16 protein-coding genes are annotated in these 17,550 nt (G+C 65.9%); 4 read left to right on the top strand and 12 right to left on the bottom strand.

Annotated features, from left to right (window positions below; translation table 11 throughout):
* Nucleotide 1: 1 nt before the first annotated feature.
* Nucleotides 2–886 (bottom strand): phytanoyl-CoA dioxygenase family protein, encoded by an 885-nt coding sequence (locus ACZYZ9_RS18220; RefSeq protein WP_463827665.1) that lies wholly within the window; start codon nucleotides 884–886, stop codon nucleotides 2–4.
* 161 nt (nucleotides 887–1,047) lie between these two features.
* Between ACZYZ9_RS18220 and ACZYZ9_RS18225 the strand changes: the two genes are divergently transcribed.
* Complete coding sequence (locus ACZYZ9_RS18225; protein ID WP_463827666.1) at nucleotides 1,048–1,254, top strand: hypothetical protein; 207 nt, start codon at nucleotides 1,048–1,050, stop codon at nucleotides 1,252–1,254.
* Between the two features lie 49 nt (nucleotides 1,255–1,303).
* Here the strand turns inward: ACZYZ9_RS18225 and ACZYZ9_RS18230 are convergent, their stop codons facing one another.
* From ACZYZ9_RS18230 to ACZYZ9_RS18250, 5 genes are read right to left on the bottom strand one after another with little or no spacing between them, the layout of a single operon-like run.
* Nucleotides 1,304–2,233: a DUF7065 domain-containing protein gene (locus ACZYZ9_RS18230; RefSeq protein WP_463827667.1), complete on the bottom strand. Its 930-nt coding sequence runs from the start codon at nucleotides 2,231–2,233 to the stop codon at nucleotides 1,304–1,306.
* A gap of 32 nt (nucleotides 2,234–2,265) precedes the next feature.
* Nucleotides 2,266–3,123 (bottom strand): VOC family protein, encoded by an 858-nt coding sequence (locus ACZYZ9_RS18235; RefSeq protein ID WP_463827668.1) that lies wholly within the window; start codon nucleotides 3,121–3,123, stop codon nucleotides 2,266–2,268.
* 1 nt (nucleotide 3,124) lies between these two features.
* Nucleotides 3,125–4,693 (bottom strand): class I adenylate-forming enzyme family protein, encoded by a 1,569-nt coding sequence (locus ACZYZ9_RS18240; protein ID WP_463827669.1) that lies wholly within the window; start codon nucleotides 4,691–4,693, stop codon nucleotides 3,125–3,127.
* 25 nt (nucleotides 4,694–4,718) lie between these two features.
* Nucleotides 4,719–5,564 carry a mycofactocin-coupled SDR family oxidoreductase gene (locus tag ACZYZ9_RS18245; RefSeq protein WP_463827670.1) on the bottom strand — a complete coding sequence of 282 codons (846 nt, stop codon included), beginning with the start codon at nucleotides 5,562–5,564 and terminating at the stop codon, nucleotides 4,719–4,721.
* A 53-nt stretch (nucleotides 5,565–5,617) separates the two neighbouring features.
* Complete coding sequence (locus tag ACZYZ9_RS18250; RefSeq protein WP_463827671.1) at nucleotides 5,618–6,394, bottom strand: N-acetylmuramoyl-L-alanine amidase; 777 nt, start codon at nucleotides 6,392–6,394, stop codon at nucleotides 5,618–5,620.
* 109 nt (nucleotides 6,395–6,503) lie between these two features.
* Between ACZYZ9_RS18250 and ACZYZ9_RS18255 the strand changes: the two genes are divergently transcribed.
* Nucleotides 6,504–7,961, top strand: coding sequence for a phospholipase D-like domain-containing protein (locus tag ACZYZ9_RS18255; protein WP_463827672.1), 1,458 nt, complete (start codon nucleotides 6,504–6,506; stop codon nucleotides 7,959–7,961).
* Here the strand turns inward: ACZYZ9_RS18255 and ACZYZ9_RS18260 are convergent.
* Genes ACZYZ9_RS18260 through ACZYZ9_RS18280 form a run of 5 tightly spaced genes read right to left on the bottom strand, consistent with a single transcriptional unit; the run spans nucleotide 7,951 to nucleotide 13,831 of the window.
* Nucleotides 7,951–8,934: an NAD-dependent epimerase/dehydratase family protein gene (locus tag ACZYZ9_RS18260; RefSeq protein ID WP_463827791.1), complete on the bottom strand. Its 984-nt coding sequence runs from the start codon at nucleotides 8,932–8,934 to the stop codon at nucleotides 7,951–7,953. The two genes, ACZYZ9_RS18255 and ACZYZ9_RS18260, sit on opposite strands and share 11 nt — an antisense overlap.
* A gap of 2 nt (nucleotides 8,935–8,936) precedes the next feature.
* The gene (locus tag ACZYZ9_RS18265) at nucleotides 8,937–10,619 is read right to left on the bottom strand and encodes a nitric oxide reductase activation protein NorD (RefSeq protein WP_463827673.1); all 1,683 of its coding nucleotides are present in this window, start codon (nucleotides 10,617–10,619) and stop codon (nucleotides 8,937–8,939) included.
* A gap of 11 nt (nucleotides 10,620–10,630) precedes the next feature.
* Complete coding sequence (locus ACZYZ9_RS18270; RefSeq protein ID WP_463827674.1) at nucleotides 10,631–11,449, bottom strand: AAA family ATPase; 819 nt, start codon at nucleotides 11,447–11,449, stop codon at nucleotides 10,631–10,633.
* A 4-nt stretch (nucleotides 11,450–11,453) separates the two neighbouring features.
* On the bottom strand, nucleotides 11,454–12,620 hold the full coding sequence (locus ACZYZ9_RS18275) for a spirocyclase AveC family protein (RefSeq protein WP_463827675.1): 1,167 nt from the start codon (nucleotides 12,618–12,620) through the stop codon (nucleotides 11,454–11,456).
* A gap of 44 nt (nucleotides 12,621–12,664) precedes the next feature.
* Nucleotides 12,665–13,831, bottom strand: a complete 1,167-nt coding sequence (locus tag ACZYZ9_RS18280) for a spirocyclase AveC family protein (protein WP_463827676.1) — start codon at nucleotides 13,829–13,831, stop codon at nucleotides 12,665–12,667.
* Nucleotides 13,832–13,924: 93 nt separating this feature from the next.
* Between ACZYZ9_RS18280 and ACZYZ9_RS18285 the strand changes: the two genes are divergently transcribed.
* Both ACZYZ9_RS18285 and ACZYZ9_RS18290 read left to right on the top strand, forming a co-directional pair.
* Nucleotides 13,925–14,527, top strand: coding sequence for a TetR/AcrR family transcriptional regulator (locus tag ACZYZ9_RS18285; RefSeq protein WP_463827677.1), 603 nt, complete (start codon nucleotides 13,925–13,927; stop codon nucleotides 14,525–14,527).
* A 109-nt stretch (nucleotides 14,528–14,636) separates the two neighbouring features.
* On the top strand, nucleotides 14,637–16,781 hold the full coding sequence (locus ACZYZ9_RS18290; RefSeq protein WP_463827678.1) for a hypothetical protein: 2,145 nt from the start codon (nucleotides 14,637–14,639) through the stop codon (nucleotides 16,779–16,781).
* Here the strand turns inward: ACZYZ9_RS18290 and ACZYZ9_RS18295 are convergent, their stop codons facing one another.
* Nucleotides 16,782–17,447: a TetR/AcrR family transcriptional regulator gene (locus ACZYZ9_RS18295; RefSeq protein WP_463827679.1), complete on the bottom strand. Its 666-nt coding sequence runs from the start codon at nucleotides 17,445–17,447 to the stop codon at nucleotides 16,782–16,784. It lies immediately after the preceding gene.
* Between the last annotated feature and the right edge of the window lie 103 nt (nucleotides 17,448–17,550).

Genomic DNA, 17,550 nt, shown 5'->3' on the forward strand with positions numbered 1-17,550 from the left:
CCTACAAACCGGCGGGTGTCCCATGGTCAGGTCGCTCGGTGTCCAGCAGTCGTAGCGGATGCAGGCCGTCGACCGCGCCGACGAACGGCGGGTGGATGCTGTAGCCGAGCATGCGGCGGATGTCGTCGGAAACCTGTCGAGCGATGTCGCGGGATATCGACAAGGTGTAGGCCTCCATGGGTCGCAGCCACGGCTCGCAATACTGGGCGGTGATGGCCAGCCGCTCGCTGGTCGTCGTGTTCGCGCCGCCGCCGTGCCACAGGGTGCCGACGAAGAACACGCACGAGCCGGCGGGCATGACGACCGGTAACGCCGGGTCGTCCGGGCCCGGCCGGCGTTTGCCCCAGCGGTGACTACCGGGGTAGACGACGGTGGCGCCGTTGTCGGCGGTGAAGTCGTCGACGGCCCAGATGGTCGCCGCGGCCAACGGTTCCCGCGGTCGTGGAATGGGGTAGAACCCGTCGTCATGGTGGGCCAACTGGGCGGTCTCACCAGGCTGGATGTTGATGGCCTGCAACGCCGAAAGCAGGTAGTTAGGCATTAGCAGACGGTCGAGGACCGCCAGCACCCGCGGATGGTCGGCAACCTGATCGCAGGCGCGGGTCCTGCTCAGCACGCTGTAGATGCGTTGCGTGCGGCGCCCCTCGAAGGAATTGCGTCCGGTGTGTCCCAGCCAGGGCTGCACCACCTCACGAATGTGCCGGCACTGCTCGGCGCTGAGCAGGTTCTCCCAGACGACGTAGCCGTCCCGCGCCAGCGCGGCCAGGTCGGCTTCGACGATCGCGTTGTCGACCGAACTTCCGGCGGACGGGGTCCACCGATGCCGCTGCGCCAGATCCCCCCTGAGGTCCTCCAGCGTGGTGTCGGGCTGGTCGTCGATGCGCATCGGGCGGTCCTACTGACGGGCGGGTGTGGTGTCCTTGACCAGACTAAACGCGCATCAACGCCTGGTGTGACGGATCGCGGCCCGGGCGACGGTAGATCAAGATCACTACGAATAGTGTCAGCGGCGGGTTTCAGGCGACCGAGCCCGGCTATGCGATCAGAATGCGAAATTCAGCGCGCGACCGCGCAGATGCCGGCGACCGCGCCGCCCAGCTCAACGAGCAGATCGCCGAAGGCCACGACTGGGCAGACCGGGCCCGGCCCAACAGCTCGGGAGACCTGCACGGCGACGCCGCCAGCGAACATCGGCAGGCCGCCGGTGAAGGCCGTTCCAAGGCTGAGGCCGCGCGCGAGGACGACGACAAGTGAAGCCCCGGTCACCGGGTTGTCGGGCCACCGCAGTCGAGTAGGGGGTCGTCTAGGCGCCGGGCCGCCCGTCGACCGCGGCGCGGCGCACCTGCTCCCGGGCGTGGAACTCCTGGTTCTCGCCCCAGCCCCGCATGCCGTTCCAGCGCCAATCGGTGAGTGTCCAATAGGTCAATCGGCCCGGCCAGCCGAGCCACCGCAGGGCCGTCCGCACCTGACCCTCGGCGTGCAGTGTTCGGCCGTGCTCGTCGACCGCCTCCACGACCACGTGGGCTGGCGCGCCGTCGCGCCGCGCGGCGACGCGTCGCTCGCCCTGCACAAGTTCACCCGGGCGGCCGTCGGCGACCAGGTATCCGCCGACGACCTTATCGACACCCGGTTTGCGGCTGGCCATCGTCAGCGCGTGCCAGTGATCCTCGGGCGAGGCGACCGCCCACAGGTAGTCGCCTGACCGGGCCGCGCCGGACCGGTGCGGGCCCCAGGTCCGGTCGCGTATCGAGTAGCAGTCGATGTCGAAGTGTTCGCCGTCCAGCGTCAGCGTGCCGGTCATCCGACCGGGATGGTCGAAATGACCGGCCGTGTCATCGACCGGCCCGAGTGGGTGCGGCGGCATCAGCGCCGTCCACTCCAGCTCGAATTCGAGGCCGAGCAGCCCGTATTCGAGCCGATACCGCCGACTGCGTTCGACGGCCTGGTGACGCAGGCTGTTCGGCAGCGTGAAATCCTCGAAATCGATTGACCCGGTTGGTGGTTGACGCCATCGCCAGTCATAGAAGAGGCAGTCGTGCGGTAGCTCGCCGGTCGGGTCCCACAGCGCCGGGCCACCCCCCGAGCTGCCGCAGCGCACGTCGTGGAAGAAGTAGACGAATCCGTTGATGTCACGTTCGGGCACCGACACGGTGAAGCAACTGCTCTCGGCCCAGTCCGGCTCGGCGCTGGGCGGATGGAAATCGCCGTCGTGCGCGTCGGCATCACAAACCACGAAGACGAGTCAACAACCGCGATCGCGTTAATTCAAGCAGGCTCGATCAACAGCGTCGGCACCCCGCAGGTGCCGTCTTTGACGCTGATCACGCGGGTGCCGGGCTTGCGTCCGGGCCGGACCTCGGACACGTCCAGCCCGACCGCCGCGAGCCGCGCACGGGCGGCATCGGCATTCTGGACGCGCCAGGACAACCCCCAGACCTGATCGGTGCGGGCGGCCGGCCGCACGTCACGCAGCGGTTGTGCGATCTCGACGGTGACCCCGCCGACACGGAGGAACACCAGTCGCATGCCCCAGTCGGGAAAGCTGCGGTCCAGCGCGAGCCGCAGGCCGAGACCGTCGCGGTAGAGCGCGATCGCGGCGTCCGCGTCGCAGGTCTGTACCACCGCATGATCGATTCCGGTGACGATCGCATCCTGCGGGCCGATCGGTGACGCTTCGGGCAGCAGGTCGGGCGACTCGTGCTCGATCGCGATCACCAGCACGCCGCGGGTACGTGCTTCGGGCAGCAGTGCGCTACGCCAGCGCCGGACCGACCCGCTGTCGGTGTCGCGACCCACGCCGAATGAAACCGGGTACGGCGCAAGGCCGTTCGTGGCGAGTTGCGCGTGCGCGGTGTCGATGTCGGAGGTGGCGAACGCCAGCCCGATCGGTCCGTCACCGCGTTGCGCCAAGTGCGCCTCCACCGTGTGTCCGAGCGGGCCGTCGCCAACCGGAGTGATCAACTCCAGGTAGATGTTGTCGAGGCGGAACAGGACATTGGCCGTGCCCCAGCCCGGGTGATCGCCGCGCCACGACGGGTTGCGGGAGAACAGTGCGGCGTACCGTTGTGCGGCGGCGTCCAGATCGCGCACGGCGACGATCACGTGGTCGACGGCGTCGAACACCTCAGCGGCTCTCGGTCGAAATGGGGCGACAGTCCAGCGCTCCGGTGATCAGCATGGTGCGCAAGGCTTTCCGGTTGAGCTTGCCGCTGGGCAGCGTGGGGATGTCGTCACTTCTCGCAATCGCCCAGCGGGTCGGGACTTTATAGCCGGACAACTGATCGCGTGCCCGAGCCGCCACCGATGACACGTCGATCGGCTCCCGCGCCGCAACGATCACTGCGCATACCGCCTCACCTCGCTCGGGATCGTCGATGCCGACGACAATGCACTGCGCGACATCGTCGAATTCCTCGATGACGGCTTCTACCTCGAGCGGGGAGACGTTGGCACCCGCTGTCTTGATGAGATCGCTGGTCCGGCCGACGTAGAACAGGCGCGGGTCGTTGTCCCGGCGATAGACGCGGTCTCCGGTGTGATACCAACCGTCCGCGTCGAACGTCTCCCACCGCTCCCTCTTGTTGTAACCGGCCATCACCCCGATACCACGGACGAGGAGCTCGCCGGTGGTCCCGACCGGAACGGGCGCCCCCTGCTCGTCGACGATGGTCATATCGGTGAAGGCGAAGCCGCCCGCGGTCTCGGACATGGTGCGGTGCACCGGGAATCCGTCGGGCACATTGATCATCGCCAGATCCAACGGCCCGTTCCGCAGCATCGGCGCGCTGCTCAGGTCGCGTGTCGCGAAGGTCGGATGTTCGCGCACGCGTTGGGTGAAGGCAGGCCACCCGACGATGCCGGTGGCACGTTCCCGTTCGATCAGATCCAGTGCCGTGCCGGCATCGAGGCGCGGCAGCACCAGCAGCGTGACGGGTTCGTGCAGTGCCCCGGTCGCGGCGAGCAGGCCACCGATCCAGAAGAACGGCATGGCGCACAGGATCTTCGGCGGCGATGCCGGCCCGGTGAGTGCCTGAATGGCACTCGGCCATGTCGAGGTCTGCCGCACCACCGTGCCGTGGGTGTGCAGCACGCCTTTGGGATCTGCGGTGGATCCCGACGTGTGCACCATGATCGCCAGATCCGCAGCGGTCACTTCGCGTTCCGCCGCGGCCAGCAGTTCGTCAGGGACGTCGCAATCCCCGTCCCAGGACGTCGCCCAGGCGCGGTCCGTCTCCTCGGTGAGCACAATGCGCCGCAGATAGGGCACGGCAGGCAGCGCCAGCCGGTCGGCTCGCTGATCGGCTAGCTGCGGCAGAGTCGCTTCGAACAACTCGGCGACGTTCGTCTTGATCACCGTGCCGGGCGCGACCAACAGCCCAATGTCGGCCAGCCGCAGCACCTTTGCAAGTTCTGCAGGCGTATACATGGTGCTCAGCGGTACGGCCAGAGCGCCGATCCGTGACACCGCCAGCCACCAGAGAATCCACTGCACGCCGTTGGGGAAGAACAGGCCCACCCGACTGCCCTTCCCGACACCGGCGGCGAGCAGTCGCTTTGCGATGCGCGCCGAGCGCTGTTCGGCGTCCCGATAGGTGATCCGCTCGGTCGGGGTGACCACATAGGTCTGCTGACCGAACAACCCGACACTGTGCGCGAGGAGGGCTGGGATGGAGAGCGGTCGCGGTTGGGTCACCCCCGGCTCCTCTCTGGGTCAGCCGTCAGAATTTCGCGACCGCGCCGGCGTCGACAGGCAGTGCTGCGCCGGTGATGTATTGCGCCTCGTCGGAAGCCAGGAACAGCACCGCGTTGCTGACCGCGCGTGCCTCGATCAGTGGCTTGGGCAACAGGTGAAACTGGCCGATGACCTCGCCGGCATCGTGCACGGTCGGGGCGGGCAGATCCGGACGCAGCGTCCGGCAGAACTGCTCGTTGTCGAGCATCGGGGTCAAGATGTTCCCGGGATGAATTGAGTTGACTCGAATCCATTGCGGGGCAAGCTCATTGGCCAGCGAGTTCATCAAACCGACTACGGCGTGCTTGGCCGAGGCGTAGTGGGCCATGTAGCCGCCGCCGCGAATGCCCAGCATCGAACTGACCAGGATGATGGAACCGCCACCGTTGGTCATGTGCGGCAGCGCCACTTTGACGGTGTGCCACACCCCGGTCAGGTTGATGTCCATCATCGTCTGCCATGCGGAGGGCTCGATCAGCGCGGCGGGTGCCGGGGAGCCGCTGATACCGGCGTTCGCCACCACGATGTCGAGCGCGCCCAAGGTGGCCACGCCCTGCTCGAGCGCGGCGCGAAGGCCGTCCAGGTCCCGCACGTCGGCCTTGGCAGTGACGATGCGCCGACCCGACTTCTGCACCAGGTCGGCGGTCTCGGCAAGGTCGGCGTCGGTCGCACCGGGATAGGCGACGCCGTCGATGTCCGCGCAGGCATCGACCGCGATGATGTCGGCGCCCTCCTCGGCCAGCCGGATCGCGTGTTCGCGGCCCTGGCCGCGCGCGGCGCCGGTGATGAACGCGACCTTGCCGGCGACTCTGCCCGGAGTGTTGGCTGTCATTGCGACCTTTCGCCCGATATCAGCATGAGGCTACGCGTCGAATTCGAGACAGGTCAGTTGCCCGCCTCGATGGCAGCAACCTTCGCGATCGCATCAGCCCCGCAGAAGGGCTGCAGGTCGACACCGCCGGTACCCAAGAGGAAATCGATGCGGCGTCTGAGGTCACCCGAGGAGACATGGGCGTACAGATTCGCGCCGGGACAGGAGGTTTGAGCGAAGTCGCGGTGTCCGGCCAGCGTGGTGGTCGCGATGCCGTATCGCTGGGCAGCCCACGCGAAGGCAAGTGCGGTGCCGTGCAATTGGGCCTCGGGCACTGGCTCGTGGTCGAAGTCGCCTTCGCAGATGATCAGGAAATGTCCGGTGGTGTCGTAATCCGTTGCGGTGTCACCGACGATGCCGGGGTTGCGCAGTTCGTAGATGTTGCCCTTGCCGTCGATCCCGAGGTGGTAGGCGATGTCGATCCAGCCCAGGCTGTCCTGGTGATACCGCTGGTCCTGGCGGAAACGGCCCGGCGCGTGGCTGTTGTCACCCAGCGCTACCGCCGCGTGGTGCAGGGTCAGCCGGTTCGGCGTGTGCGCGCGCCCACCCGGTCGCGCGGGCCGCGCGCCCCAGGCGTCTCGGCACAGCAACAACGCCGCGGTGGCCTTCGGGGCGGGTGCGGCCGGCGCTGCTGTCACCGGCGCCGTGGCGGCGGGTGCGGCGGGACTGGGCTCGCTGGGGGTGGGGCTCGCGGAGGTCGTGGTCGAACAACCGCCCACGGTCGCTGCCAATCCGGCGCTGCCGGCGAGCAGCAGCAGCCGACGGCGATTGACGGGGTCTTCCGCGTTCATGGTCCTCAATGTATTCGTTGCCCCGCCCGGCGACTCCCGGCCTGGTCGCTGAATATGCTGGATACTGCGTTATGCCGCTGACCCGTCAATTGCGTTGAGGAATTGTGCAGTGCCCGACGATCGACTGCTGGTGCCCGGCCAGACGTGCTGGCAGGTGGAGCGCGCCGATCAGTTTGCCTGCATCGTCGACGCCGCGGACTACTTCCAGCATGTCAAGGCGGCGATGTTGCGCGCCCGGCACCGCATCATGGTGATCGCCTGGGATCTGGACGCGAGGATGACGTTCGAACGTGGCGCGAAAACCTTGCCGGGACCCAACCAGCTGGGCGCGTTCATGTACTGGTTGCTGTGGAAGCGGCCGGAGCTCGAGGTGTATCTGCTGCGGTCCAATCTGCGGTTGCTTCCGGCCTTTGACGGCATGTGGTACGGGGTGACCCCGACGTCGCTGCTGAATCGCATCAGCAGTAAGCGATTGAACTTCGCGGTCGACGGGGCCCACCCGGCCGGCTCGGTGCACCACCAGAAGATCGTTGTCGTCGACGACGTGGTGGCGTTCTGCGGTGGCATCGATCTGACCATCAACCGCTGGGACACCCGTGCGCATCGGCACAACAGCCGTAGCCGGCGGTCCGTGGGGCGTAGTTACGGCGCGCGGCACGAAGTTGCCGCCGCCGTAGACGGCGCCGCCGCGCGCGCCCTGGCGCAGCTGGCCCGCGAACGGTGGGAGACCGCCACCAATCAATCGTTGCGGCCGATTGAGGCCAAACACACCGGCTGGCCGAGCAAGCTGGAGCTGACCCTGCGCAATGTCGACGTCGGAATCGTGCGCACCTTGCCGGAATTGGAGCGGCGCGACGAGGTTCGGGAAGCTGAAGCGCTCAATCTCGAAGCTATTGCGGCAGCGCGGCACACCATCTACCTGGAGAACCAGTACCTGGCGGCGCGGCGGCTGGTCGATGCTCTGGCCGACCGGCTGAAAGAAGAAGAAGGTCCGGAGATCGTGATCGTGCTGCCGCGGCGGGGCAACAATGCTCTCGAGCGCGGCACCATGGACGGTGCGCGGCACCGCCTCATCCAATCGTTGTGGGCCGCCGACGAACACGGCCGCCTGGGGGTGTACTGGCCGGTGACCGACGGCGGCGCGCCCATCTATGTGCACTCGAAGGTCATGGTGGTCGACGACCGGTTACTGCGCATCGGTTCGTCGAATCTGAACAACCGGTCGATGGGGTTCGACAGCGAAAGCGATCTGGCCATCGAAGCCGATGCCGACAATCCGGACCACGACCACCTCCGCGACCAGATCACCGCTGTGCGCAACGATTTGGTGGCCGAACACCTGGGCGTGTCCGTCGCGGAGTTCGAGGACGCGCTCACCGGGTCGCAGTCCCTACTCAAAGCGGTCGAAGAATTACGTGGGCAGGACAAGACGTTGCGCCCCTTCACCGAACAGACGGTGTCCGATGAAGCGAGCCCGTTGGCGGAGAACGATCTGATGGATCCCGACCACGTCCCGCATTCGCTGACCCGCAGTGTGCAGCGATTCATCGCAGGACTCAGGGAATGACGGCCGCGCCGGCCCGCCGCCGATTCGCTGACAGGTAGGCCGATCGACGGGCGATGAACCACGTCGCGAGCGGGCGCACCAGTCGCAGTACGGGCACCAGCAGCCCGAAATCCTTTCTCATGTCTCGTATTTGGTCATCGAGACCTCGTGTCTGGTACTGCAGCAACCGTTGACTCTCCTCGGTGTCCACCCAATCGCCGAAGAAACGAGCAGGTCTGCGTTGCACGAACGCGTCGCGCGGCAGCGGCCCGATGCCGATCGCGTTCATCAGTGTGTTGGTGAACTCGTAGTAAGTCATCCGGCAGGTCGCACCTCCGGCGATGTAAAGAGTCTTGCCGACTGTCCTTTCGTCGGCGACGGCGCGGGCGAATGCCATTCCGGCGTCGGCGGGATGGAGAAATTCGAACCGCGCGGCGGGGCTGAACTCGAACATGATGCTGGGGTCCTGCGCCTGCAGGTGGATCGGCGTCACCGCGGCAAGCCGCAGGATGCTCCACTGCAGGTCCGACTCCCGGATCGCCGTCTCGCAGGCCACCTTATGGCGTCCGTACTCGTCGGTCGGAGCGACCGGTGTGTCCACCCGCAGCGGTGGTTCGCGATCCTGGATGTCGCCGAAAATGCCGGTGGAGGAGGCGAAGACGAGCCGTTTGGCAGTGGGGGAGGCGGTCATTCGGTCGATCAGGGTGCGGGTGGCGTCGAGGTTGACTCTGCGCGCGAGTTCGGGGTTGCGTTCCGAGTACGGGGGAAGGATGGCCGCCAGGTGGATCACCGCATCCACCCCCTGCAACGCACTGTCGAGCGACGTCGCGTCGGTGATGTCTCCCCAGACGAAACGTGCTTGTCCGGTGAAACCGGCTGCGAGCTTGCGGGCGCGGCGGGAGTCGATGTCGAAGGCGACGACGTCGTGACCCTCGTCGAGCAGTACCTGCAATGTGCAGAAGCCGATGTTGCCCATCGCCCCTGTCAACAGCACCTTCAATGTCGTGTCCTCGCAGTGGGGTTGGGCGCGGCCAGTTCGCGCAGGGAAGTCAGGAACAGTTCGTCCATCCGGCCGCTCAGATCGGCCAGCGTCGGCGCTCCGGCGAAGCCCGCGGAGCCGAAGACACGTTCGAGCTCGATGGTCGCGGCGCCCGAACCGATCGAAAGGCAAAGGCAGGCAACGCCGTCGGCGCGGAGTTCCTCGAGCGCTTTATCGGCGTCGGCTTCGGCGTAGCGGCCCTCGTAGCCGTGGTCGTAGGGATAGCCGTCGGACAACACCAGCAGCAATTTGTTCGGTGTGCCGGCCTGGGCTTTGAGGATTTCGCCCGCGCCGCGGATCCCCGCCCCGAGCCGGGTGTAACCCTGGGGTCGCAGTTGGTCCAGGCGGGCCTTGCCGATGGCGCCGAAACGCTGCCCGAACCCTTTGATCATCGGCAGGTGCACGGAGTGCCGGCCTTGCGAGCGGAAGCCGTAGACCGCGACGCGGTCGCCGAGTTCTTCGAGAGTGACCGCCAAGGTGGCGGCCGCCCGACGCTGATGGTCGTGGACGGCCAGCCCCTGCGGATCGGTGTCGGTGCCCGACCCGGACGCGTCGACCAGGATGAGCACGCCCAGGTTGCGCGCCAGCTTGCGGCGCTCGCAGTACACGTTTTCCGGTGGTGAGTGACCGGACCGCAGATCGACGAAAAGGTCGATGAGCGCCTCGATATCCACCTCGTCCCCGTCGGGGCGACCGCGAAATACCCTGGGCCCGAGGCCGACCCGAGCCAACCGTCGGCGCAACACCTCGTCGCGGGTGATGCCGGCTTCGACGGTGTTCCCGCCCGTGGCGCTCAGCGGGAAGTCGATGACCCGGCACCACTGCGGCCGGTAGCGCTTGCGGTGGACATCCCACTCCGGGTGCAGCGCCCCGCCGACGCCCACCGCAGCGCCGGGATTGCCGTCGTCGGTGAACTGGATGCGGGTGGGCAGCGGCCGGGCATCCGCTCCGACCGCTGCCCGCCGGATCGCGCGGACCTGCATTTCAGCACCGGCGTCGGCGTCGTCTCCGCCGCGCGAGGAGCCAAGCAGCTTGCGCAGGTAGTCCGAGACCGTCCGCGACGCAACGAGGGGATTGTCGAACAGTTTGAGGATCTTGCTTTCGCGGTGCGGCCCGTCGTCCTGGTCATCGTCGGTCGCCGGGGACTCGTCGACTTCGGCGGCCAGCTGCAGTTGGATGTCGGTGGCCCGCCCACCGGTTCGGGGGGACGCGCTGAGTAACCGCGCGGGTTTGATGACGCCGAACCACGACGGCGGATCAGTGACTCTGCTACGGCCCTTTGCTATTTCGAGCGACTCATCGGCACTTGCGGTGCTGCGCGGGTCGATGCCCCGGCAGAGTTCGGCCGCCAGCGGAACGCGGTCCGCGAGTTCGGTGAGTGCGCGGGTGCCTTCCAGGGCCAGGTAGCGGCGTGCTGTCGAGGGCCGGGCGCGCAGACCCTTCACCAGCCGCGGGTGCAGACTCCCTGCGCCCAGTAGCGCACTCTGCAACAGCATTTCGCGCCGTTGTTCGGCAGCGGGGTGTCCGGGCGACACGAACACCACCCGCCCGTCGGTGTGGGGTCCGGTGCCGGCCGGTGCCTCCGCAATGTCGACGGACCTGCCCGCCACGAACGTGGCCAGCAGCGCGAACCGGCTCACGTCTGACGCCGTCACGGCGCGGGCAGCACCGCGTCGACGAGCTCACCCAGGGCGCGGACCACTTCCCGGTCGTCGGACAGCACGCGAACCACCGCCGACTCGACGGCACAGCGCAGGCTCAGCCCCTCGGCGATCAGGCCGCCGGCCAGGATCAGCATTCGGGTGGAGGAAACTTCGCCCAGCGGGGAGCCGTCCAGGTTCCTGATCGCGTTGCCGAGCCGGACCAAGGTGCGCGCGGTCGCGAGGTCGATTCCGGATTCGTAGGCGACAACCTCTGTTTCGATGTCGGGCGGCGGAAAGTCCAACTCGATGGCGACGAAACGTTGCCGGGTCGACTCCTTGATGTTCTTCAGGACGCTCTGGTAACCGGGATTGTAGGAGATCACCAACTGAAAACCCGGAGCGGCCGGCAACGTGGTGCCGAGCCGGTCGAGCGGTAATTCGCGACGGTGGTCGGCCAGGGGATGGATCACGACCGTGGTGTCCTGGCGTGCTTCCACCACCTCGTCCAGGTAGCAGATGGCACCTTCGCGCACCGCCCGCGTCAATGGCCCATCCACCCAGACGGTTTCACCGCCCTTGAGTAAAAATCGACCTACCAGGTCCGCGGATGTCATGTCTTCATGGCCGGCGACGGTGATCAGGTTGCGGCCTAGCTCGTGCGCCATGGCTTCGACGAACCGGGTCTTGCCGCACCCGGTGGGCCCTTTCAGCAGCACCGGCAGACCGCGTCGGGCGGCGGCCCGGAAGACCTGGACTTCCTCACCTACCGCTCGGTAAAACGGTGTGGTGCAACCGGATTGAACTTCCACAGGCACCCCGTTAGTCATCGAGTCACTTTCCCCGTTCCACCGGCACCGTGTTCGGCAGCCCTACGCCGGGCGGCAACACAAGCTTGCCGTCGGTGTTGATGTAGCCGGATCCCTTGCGCGGCATCGGCAATGCCGGATCCGGGCACGGCCGATCCGTGCCGTCTCCGCACACTCCCATCAGGAAGTAGGACCGTTTCAGGACGTCGTCGGGCCACGGTTCGGCGTGCATGGCGAACCATTGCGCGGGCAGGTTGTAGAACACGAAGAAGAATGCGCTGCACGCGGCGAAGATCGCCAGGAAGCGGGTGAATTGCTGTCGGAAGACTCCGCCTTGGATGCGATCGAGCCCCCGTTCGACGAAGGTGCGACCGCGGTCGTCGGTGAAGTAGCGCAGGCAGCACAACCCGGCCTGCACACCTCCCCACATCAGTCCTTCGTACACCGGCCACTGGTAGTAGGTGTCGGGGTTGATCGACAGGGACCGGATCGCACCGGGGTAGGTGAAGAGCCCCATTGGCATCAGAAAGAGTCCTTCGATGACGAAATCGAAGAAGAACGCCCACACCGCAACGACGCCCAGTAGACCCACGTTGCTGATGTTGGGCCACCGCGACTTGACCTTGCGCATCACCCAGCAACCGAGAATCGTGCACAGCAGGACGAACGAGTAACCCGGCGCGTTCATCAACAGCGGCTCGGCCATCATCCGGCCCGGTTCACCGAACGACTGCCAGCCGGGAACGTTTTGCACCCACGAGCCGCGGTTCCACATCCAGGTGTTGTAGGTGCTCCAGGTGTTGAAGTAGTTCAACAGCGGATCCTGAAAGAAGATCAGGCCGCAGGCGACCAGCAGCATGCCGTCCAGCGTGACCCGCCGTTCTCGCCGCCAGGGCCGCACGATGAAGTGCCAGATGGCAACCGGCCAACCCACGACGATCACGGCCGTCCAGGTCGTGAGGATGACTTTCATGAACGTCGGCGGATCACTGGGCCCGGCGGGCACCCGCTCGAAGTTGGGTCCGCTGATCCAGCTGATCCAGACAAACAGCTGGAACGCCAGGATTGCGCCACCGGCGGCTGCCCAGATCCGGACCGGTCTGGTTGGTCGCGGTCCCGGCACGCTGAGTCCGGCGGCGCTGCCGAGCCGTTCGGTGGTCACCGGCGCGTTCTGGTTCATCAGATCACTCATCGCGGGAGCCTCCTGCCATCGTCACATCAGCTCTGTCCGGCAACTCATTTCCCTCGTTCGAAGGGGACGGTCTGTGGTACTCGAACGCCGGGTGGGAGAACCAGCTTGCCGTCGGTGTCGATGTATCCCGAACCTTTGCGCGGCATCGGTAGCGCGGGGTCGGGACAGGGCTGGGTCGTCCCGTCGCCGCAGATTCCGCTGACGAAGTACGAACGCTTGAGCATGTCCTGTGGCCAGGGGTCGGCGTGCATACCCATCCACTGCGCGGGAACGTTGTAGAGGAAGAAGAAACACGCGCTCACCGCGGCGAAGATCGCCAGAAAGCGGGTGAACTGTTGTTTGACGAATCCGCCTCGTACCTGGTCGATTCCACGTTCCACGACGGTGCGGCCACGGTCGTCGGTGAAGTAGCGCAGACAGCACAGGCCCGCCTGCACGCCGCCCCACATCAGTCCTTCGTAGACCGGCCACTGGTAGTAATGGCCGGCATTGATCGAAACAGCCCGAATAGCACCGGGATACGTGAACAGCCCGGTGGGCAACAGCAGGCAACCCTCCATGACGAAGTCCAAAACGAACGTGAACAGGTATGTCACGCCGATCAATCCGAGGTTGCTGAGATTCGGCCATCGCGCTTTGATTCTGCGCATCACCCAGCAGCCGAAGATGGTGATCAGCAGAACCCCATAGGCGTAGCCCGGCGCGTTCGTCAACAGCGGTTCGGCGACCTGACGGCCCGGCTCGTCAGGTGACACCCACCCCGGTATGTGTGAGGACCACGAACCCCGGTTGAACAGCCAGCTGTTGTAGGTGCACCAGGTGTTGAAGTAGTTGAGCAGCGGGTCCTGGAAGAACATCAGCCCGGTGGACACCAGCAGCATGCCGTCCAGGGTGATGCGGCGTTCCCGTCGCCACGGCCGCACGATGAACCACCACAGCGCGAACGGCAGCGCCAGCCAGAGGATCACCGCGTTCGCTATCAGCGGCACTTTCATGAACAGCGGCACGTCCGTCGGACCCGCTGGGACCCGCTCAAAGTAGGGCCCTGTGATCCAGCGGATCCACACGTAGACCTGCAGAACGAGCAACGCTCCGCCGGCGACCGCCCACAGTTGCACCCGTTGCACCTGAGCCTGGGCGCCGAAATCGGCCACGTTGCCGGCCGACTCGGCGACGGCAGGCACATCCTGCTGCCTCAGCGATTCACTCACGTTGGGTCCCCTCGGTTACTGATCCATCGGCAATATACCTATCGGTATCTGAATGAACAATGAGCATCTCAGATCCTGTGGCACAATCACGGCATGGCGGAGCGGTGGACGCGAGAGCGACGACTCGAGCACACCCGTGCTCTGCTGGTGGATGCTGCGCAGGAAGTGTTCGCCGAAAAGGGTTTCACCGCAGCGACTCTCGATGACATCGCTTATGCTGCCGGTTACACCAAGGGCGCGATCTACAAGCATTTCGCCACCAAGGAAGACCTGTTCCTCGCCGTGAGTGACCGGTACTGGCGCCGCTATTTCGACAACTTCGCCGACGTCATGTCGACGTCCACCCAGATCGGTGCACACGAACTCGACGACATCGCCGAGCGATGGCGCCAACTGAGTCGTGACCGCGGCGCCGAACATGCCGCGCTGGGCCACGAGTTCACCCTGTATCTCCTGCGCAATGCCGAAGCGCGCGAGCGGGTGGCCGCCAAACGCTCAGAGGTCGTCGAGGCGCTGAGCAAGTTCATCGTCGAGGGCATCGACCGGCTCGGCGGAGCGCTGCTGATCCCGCCGTTGACGTTCGCCCACGTGTTGGTGGCCACCACGGATTCGGTGATGTTAGGCAGTCAGCTCGACGACGTCGACCTGTTCCGGCCGGTGCTGGAAATGTACGTGTCGGTGATCAAGTTGCCGTGATGCCGGCCCGCATCCCGGCGGCGCCTGACTCAAGACGGTTCTTTGTGGGTACAGAAAGCGCGAGCACTCCGTTCAGAATGACGCGCAGCAACCGCACCGGGAGGTTGACATGCATCGCCCCGACACGATCATCGAGATCCATCGTGAACGCGTCCAGGACCAGACGGCTGACATGGTCGGCGGCGACAAGTACACCGAGTCTGTCGACGGTACCGGCTATTCGGCGACCGCGACGCTGGACCTGACCCTGGATCGGGTCTGGTTCATCCACGACGCCCAGCAACGCCCGTGGCAGGAAGAGGTCGACGGAGATCTCCGTGATCCATTGCGGCACTTCGCAATCGACCTGGCGATCTTCGACTCGAAGATCGTCATCGACTCGGTAAGCTGCATCCCGCTGGTGCCGCTGCCGCCGGTGACGATCACCATCCCGGACGGTCCCCGCAAAGGGGAGTCGCGGGAAATCCCGTACAACGAGATCCCGCTGTTCGGCCGGCTGACGATCCACGACCAGCTCGAGCCCTATGAAATCGAGCCCGGCAAACAGACCATCGCGTTGAATCTGACCGTGCAGGACGCACCCGTGCTGGTGGCTTCCCCGCCGGCGGACGAGTACAGCGGGCGGCTGTACGGATCGGACCTGGAACGCCGCTCCGACGGTCATACGGTGTTCGCCGGGCAGGACCCCCGGGTCAGCTGGGAACTCGACTACGCCGAGGCGCACTGGATCACCCACAGCATCGCAGGACAACTCATGGTGAACATGGAGCGGCTGCAGCACCCCATGACATCCGACGAGGAACTACGAACCCGGGTGCTCGACTCGCTGGCTGCCCAGATCGCCGATGCGGTCCGTCCCAAACTCGCCGAGGAGGGCGAAGACGGCATCGTCAAAATCATGCCGACGCCGGTCGAGGTGGACCCCGAGTCCGACGACGACACCACATTCAAGGACCTCGACGTGGTGGTGCAGCGTTTCGAGGTCGGCTCCGGTTCGGACGCAATCACCCACGAGTCCTTGGTGATCCAGCTCCAGACGCTGCGCGAGCTGCCGTCCGGGGAGGAGCTGCCCGCCTCGATCCTGGCCGAAAACCCGCGTGAGAAAGCTGGATTGGCGGTCACCGGGTGGAGCATCCTGCGACAGGTCCGAGACACCGTGATGAAGAACTTCGGCCTCGAGGAAAGTGACTTCGTCGCCGAGGTGCCGTGTCTGCTGGAGGGACCGAAGACGGTCAACATCGGCGGCGAAGATCGCAACCTGGACGGGCTCACCGCAGACATCTTGCCGCGAACCGGGGAGGGCCGGCTGGTCATCGACGGCACCGTCAGCGCGGACACGAAGCTCTACGACTTCAAGGCCAATTTCAAAGTCACCTACGAGATGGGTCTCGACGACATCCCGCGCGACCCCGATGAGACCGAGACCTGGTACGCGGACCGCGAATCCGTCGAAAGCCTGGAGCGCTCGCTGAGCGCGGCCGGCGAGAAGAAGCGCGCCGGAGAACTCGACGAGAAGGACTACGAAGCGATCGTCAAGCACGTCAACGAGCAATTCGATCGGCTACCCCGGACCGTCGGGGTGCGTCCGACGCAAAACCCGCCGGAGCCGGAAGTGGACGCCGACTTCAGCCTGACGCTGGCCGGTAAGACCGCGACGGCCGCCGGCGCTGCCGCTGTGGTCGGTCTGCTTGCGCTGCCGGTCACTTGGGCGGTGGGGGCCGGCGTGGGCGCCAGCGCCGGCAGTGTGCTGACCCTGGCGATCGTGAACTACGTCAGCACGTTGCTGACGATCGACTGGTTCGGTGCCGGATTGGGGTCGCGCGAGGTCAGGAAATCGCTCAACGACCGTCCCGAGGGGACGTTGCTGCCGCCGATCGGGATCCCGATAGACGCCAATTTGAACCGGCAGCGTCTTGCGGTCTACTTCCGTCCGGTGCCGTCGAAGCTATGGGTCGACTGCGTCACCACGACCTCGAGCGACGAGGACAGCGACCGCGAGGAAATCCGGCTCATCGGCGGCCGGTGGCCGACCGACGGCCAGCCGTGGAAACTGTCCAGTGACGACGCGATCCTGTACGCAAATTCGGGCGAACTGCAGCTTTTCGTCACACCGGACAACGCCGCCGGCGACGAACTGCAGATCAGCGTCGCCACCACCGCGGACGACCAACGGATTCTGCAGACGGACGGGGCGGGACCCGCAGCCCTGCACGAGTTGCCCCGGTGCAGCGAGGCGGCGGAGCCCGCGCAGTAGTCAGGTGCGGTGCAGGAAACCGTGCAGGGTCGCCTGGACGAGTTCGTCGACAATGACCTCGCGCGAGGGTTGTTCGTCGCCGAAGTAGGTGGAGCGCAGCGCGACCATGCCGACGATCATCGCCACCGTCGAGTGCGCCGGCAGGTTGGGCTGGCTGGACTTGAACCCGCGTAGCCGGGTTCCCTCCGCACTGATCTGGCCCAGTACCGCGAGTGCCGCCCGGATATCGGCCATCCCGGTGCCGGCGAATTCGTCCTCGCTGAAGCCTTCGGAAGCCAACAGGGTCAGCAGCAGGCCGCGGTGTTCCACCAGCACGTCATAGAGTTGTCCGACGAAAAGCCTTGCCAGATCCTCTTCTTCGGTCTCCTCGGGGACGACCGATTGCCACGTCCGGCCGAATTCGTGCACGAAGGTCGTGAAGGGTACGACGAGGGCTTCCCGGAACAGGCCGGCTTTGGAGCCGAAGTGGCGGAAGAGCAAATATTCGCTGACTCCGGCGGCTTCGGCGATCTCCCGGGTGGTGGTGCTCCGATAGTCCTGCCGGGCGAACAACTCCCGTGCGGCATCGAGCAGTAACCGGCGCGGTTCGCCGCGGGGTCGGCGCAGCGGCGCAACGGTGGCTTGCGTCGCAGCCCGCTTCTTCTCGGGCGCAGGTCGCGGGGACACGGTTATTCACGATAGTCCCTTGACCGATCGCTTAGAATAGTGTCCACTATTAAAAGTCTACGGGAAGGGGCGTGGCGGTGGGCGCAGTCATCATGCTCGGCAC

Source organism: Mycobacterium sp. IDUB_28 (assembly GCF_055419285.1).

Coding starts and splice junctions, on each gene's coding strand:
- ACZYZ9_RS18220 (WP_463827665.1), bottom strand. CDS start 886: ATGCGCATCGACGACCAGCCCGACACCACGCTGGAGGACCTCAGGGGG.
- ACZYZ9_RS18225 (WP_463827666.1), top strand. CDS start 1,048: ATGCGAAATTCAGCGCGCGACCGCGCAGATGCCGGCGACCGCGCCGCC.
- ACZYZ9_RS18245 (WP_463827670.1), bottom strand. CDS start 5,564: ATGACAGCCAACACTCCGGGCAGAGTCGCCGGCAAGGTCGCGTTCATC.
- ACZYZ9_RS18250 (WP_463827671.1), bottom strand. CDS start 6,394: ATGAACGCGGAAGACCCCGTCAATCGCCGTCGGCTGCTGCTGCTCGCC.
- ACZYZ9_RS18270 (WP_463827674.1), bottom strand. CDS start 11,449: ATGACTAACGGGGTGCCTGTGGAAGTTCAATCCGGTTGCACCACACCG.
- ACZYZ9_RS18275 (WP_463827675.1), bottom strand. CDS start 12,620: ATGAGTGATCTGATGAACCAGAACGCGCCGGTGACCACCGAACGGCTC.
- ACZYZ9_RS18285 (WP_463827677.1), top strand. CDS start 13,925: ATGGCGGAGCGGTGGACGCGAGAGCGACGACTCGAGCACACCCGTGCT.
- ACZYZ9_RS18290 (WP_463827678.1), top strand. CDS start 14,637: ATGCATCGCCCCGACACGATCATCGAGATCCATCGTGAACGCGTCCAG.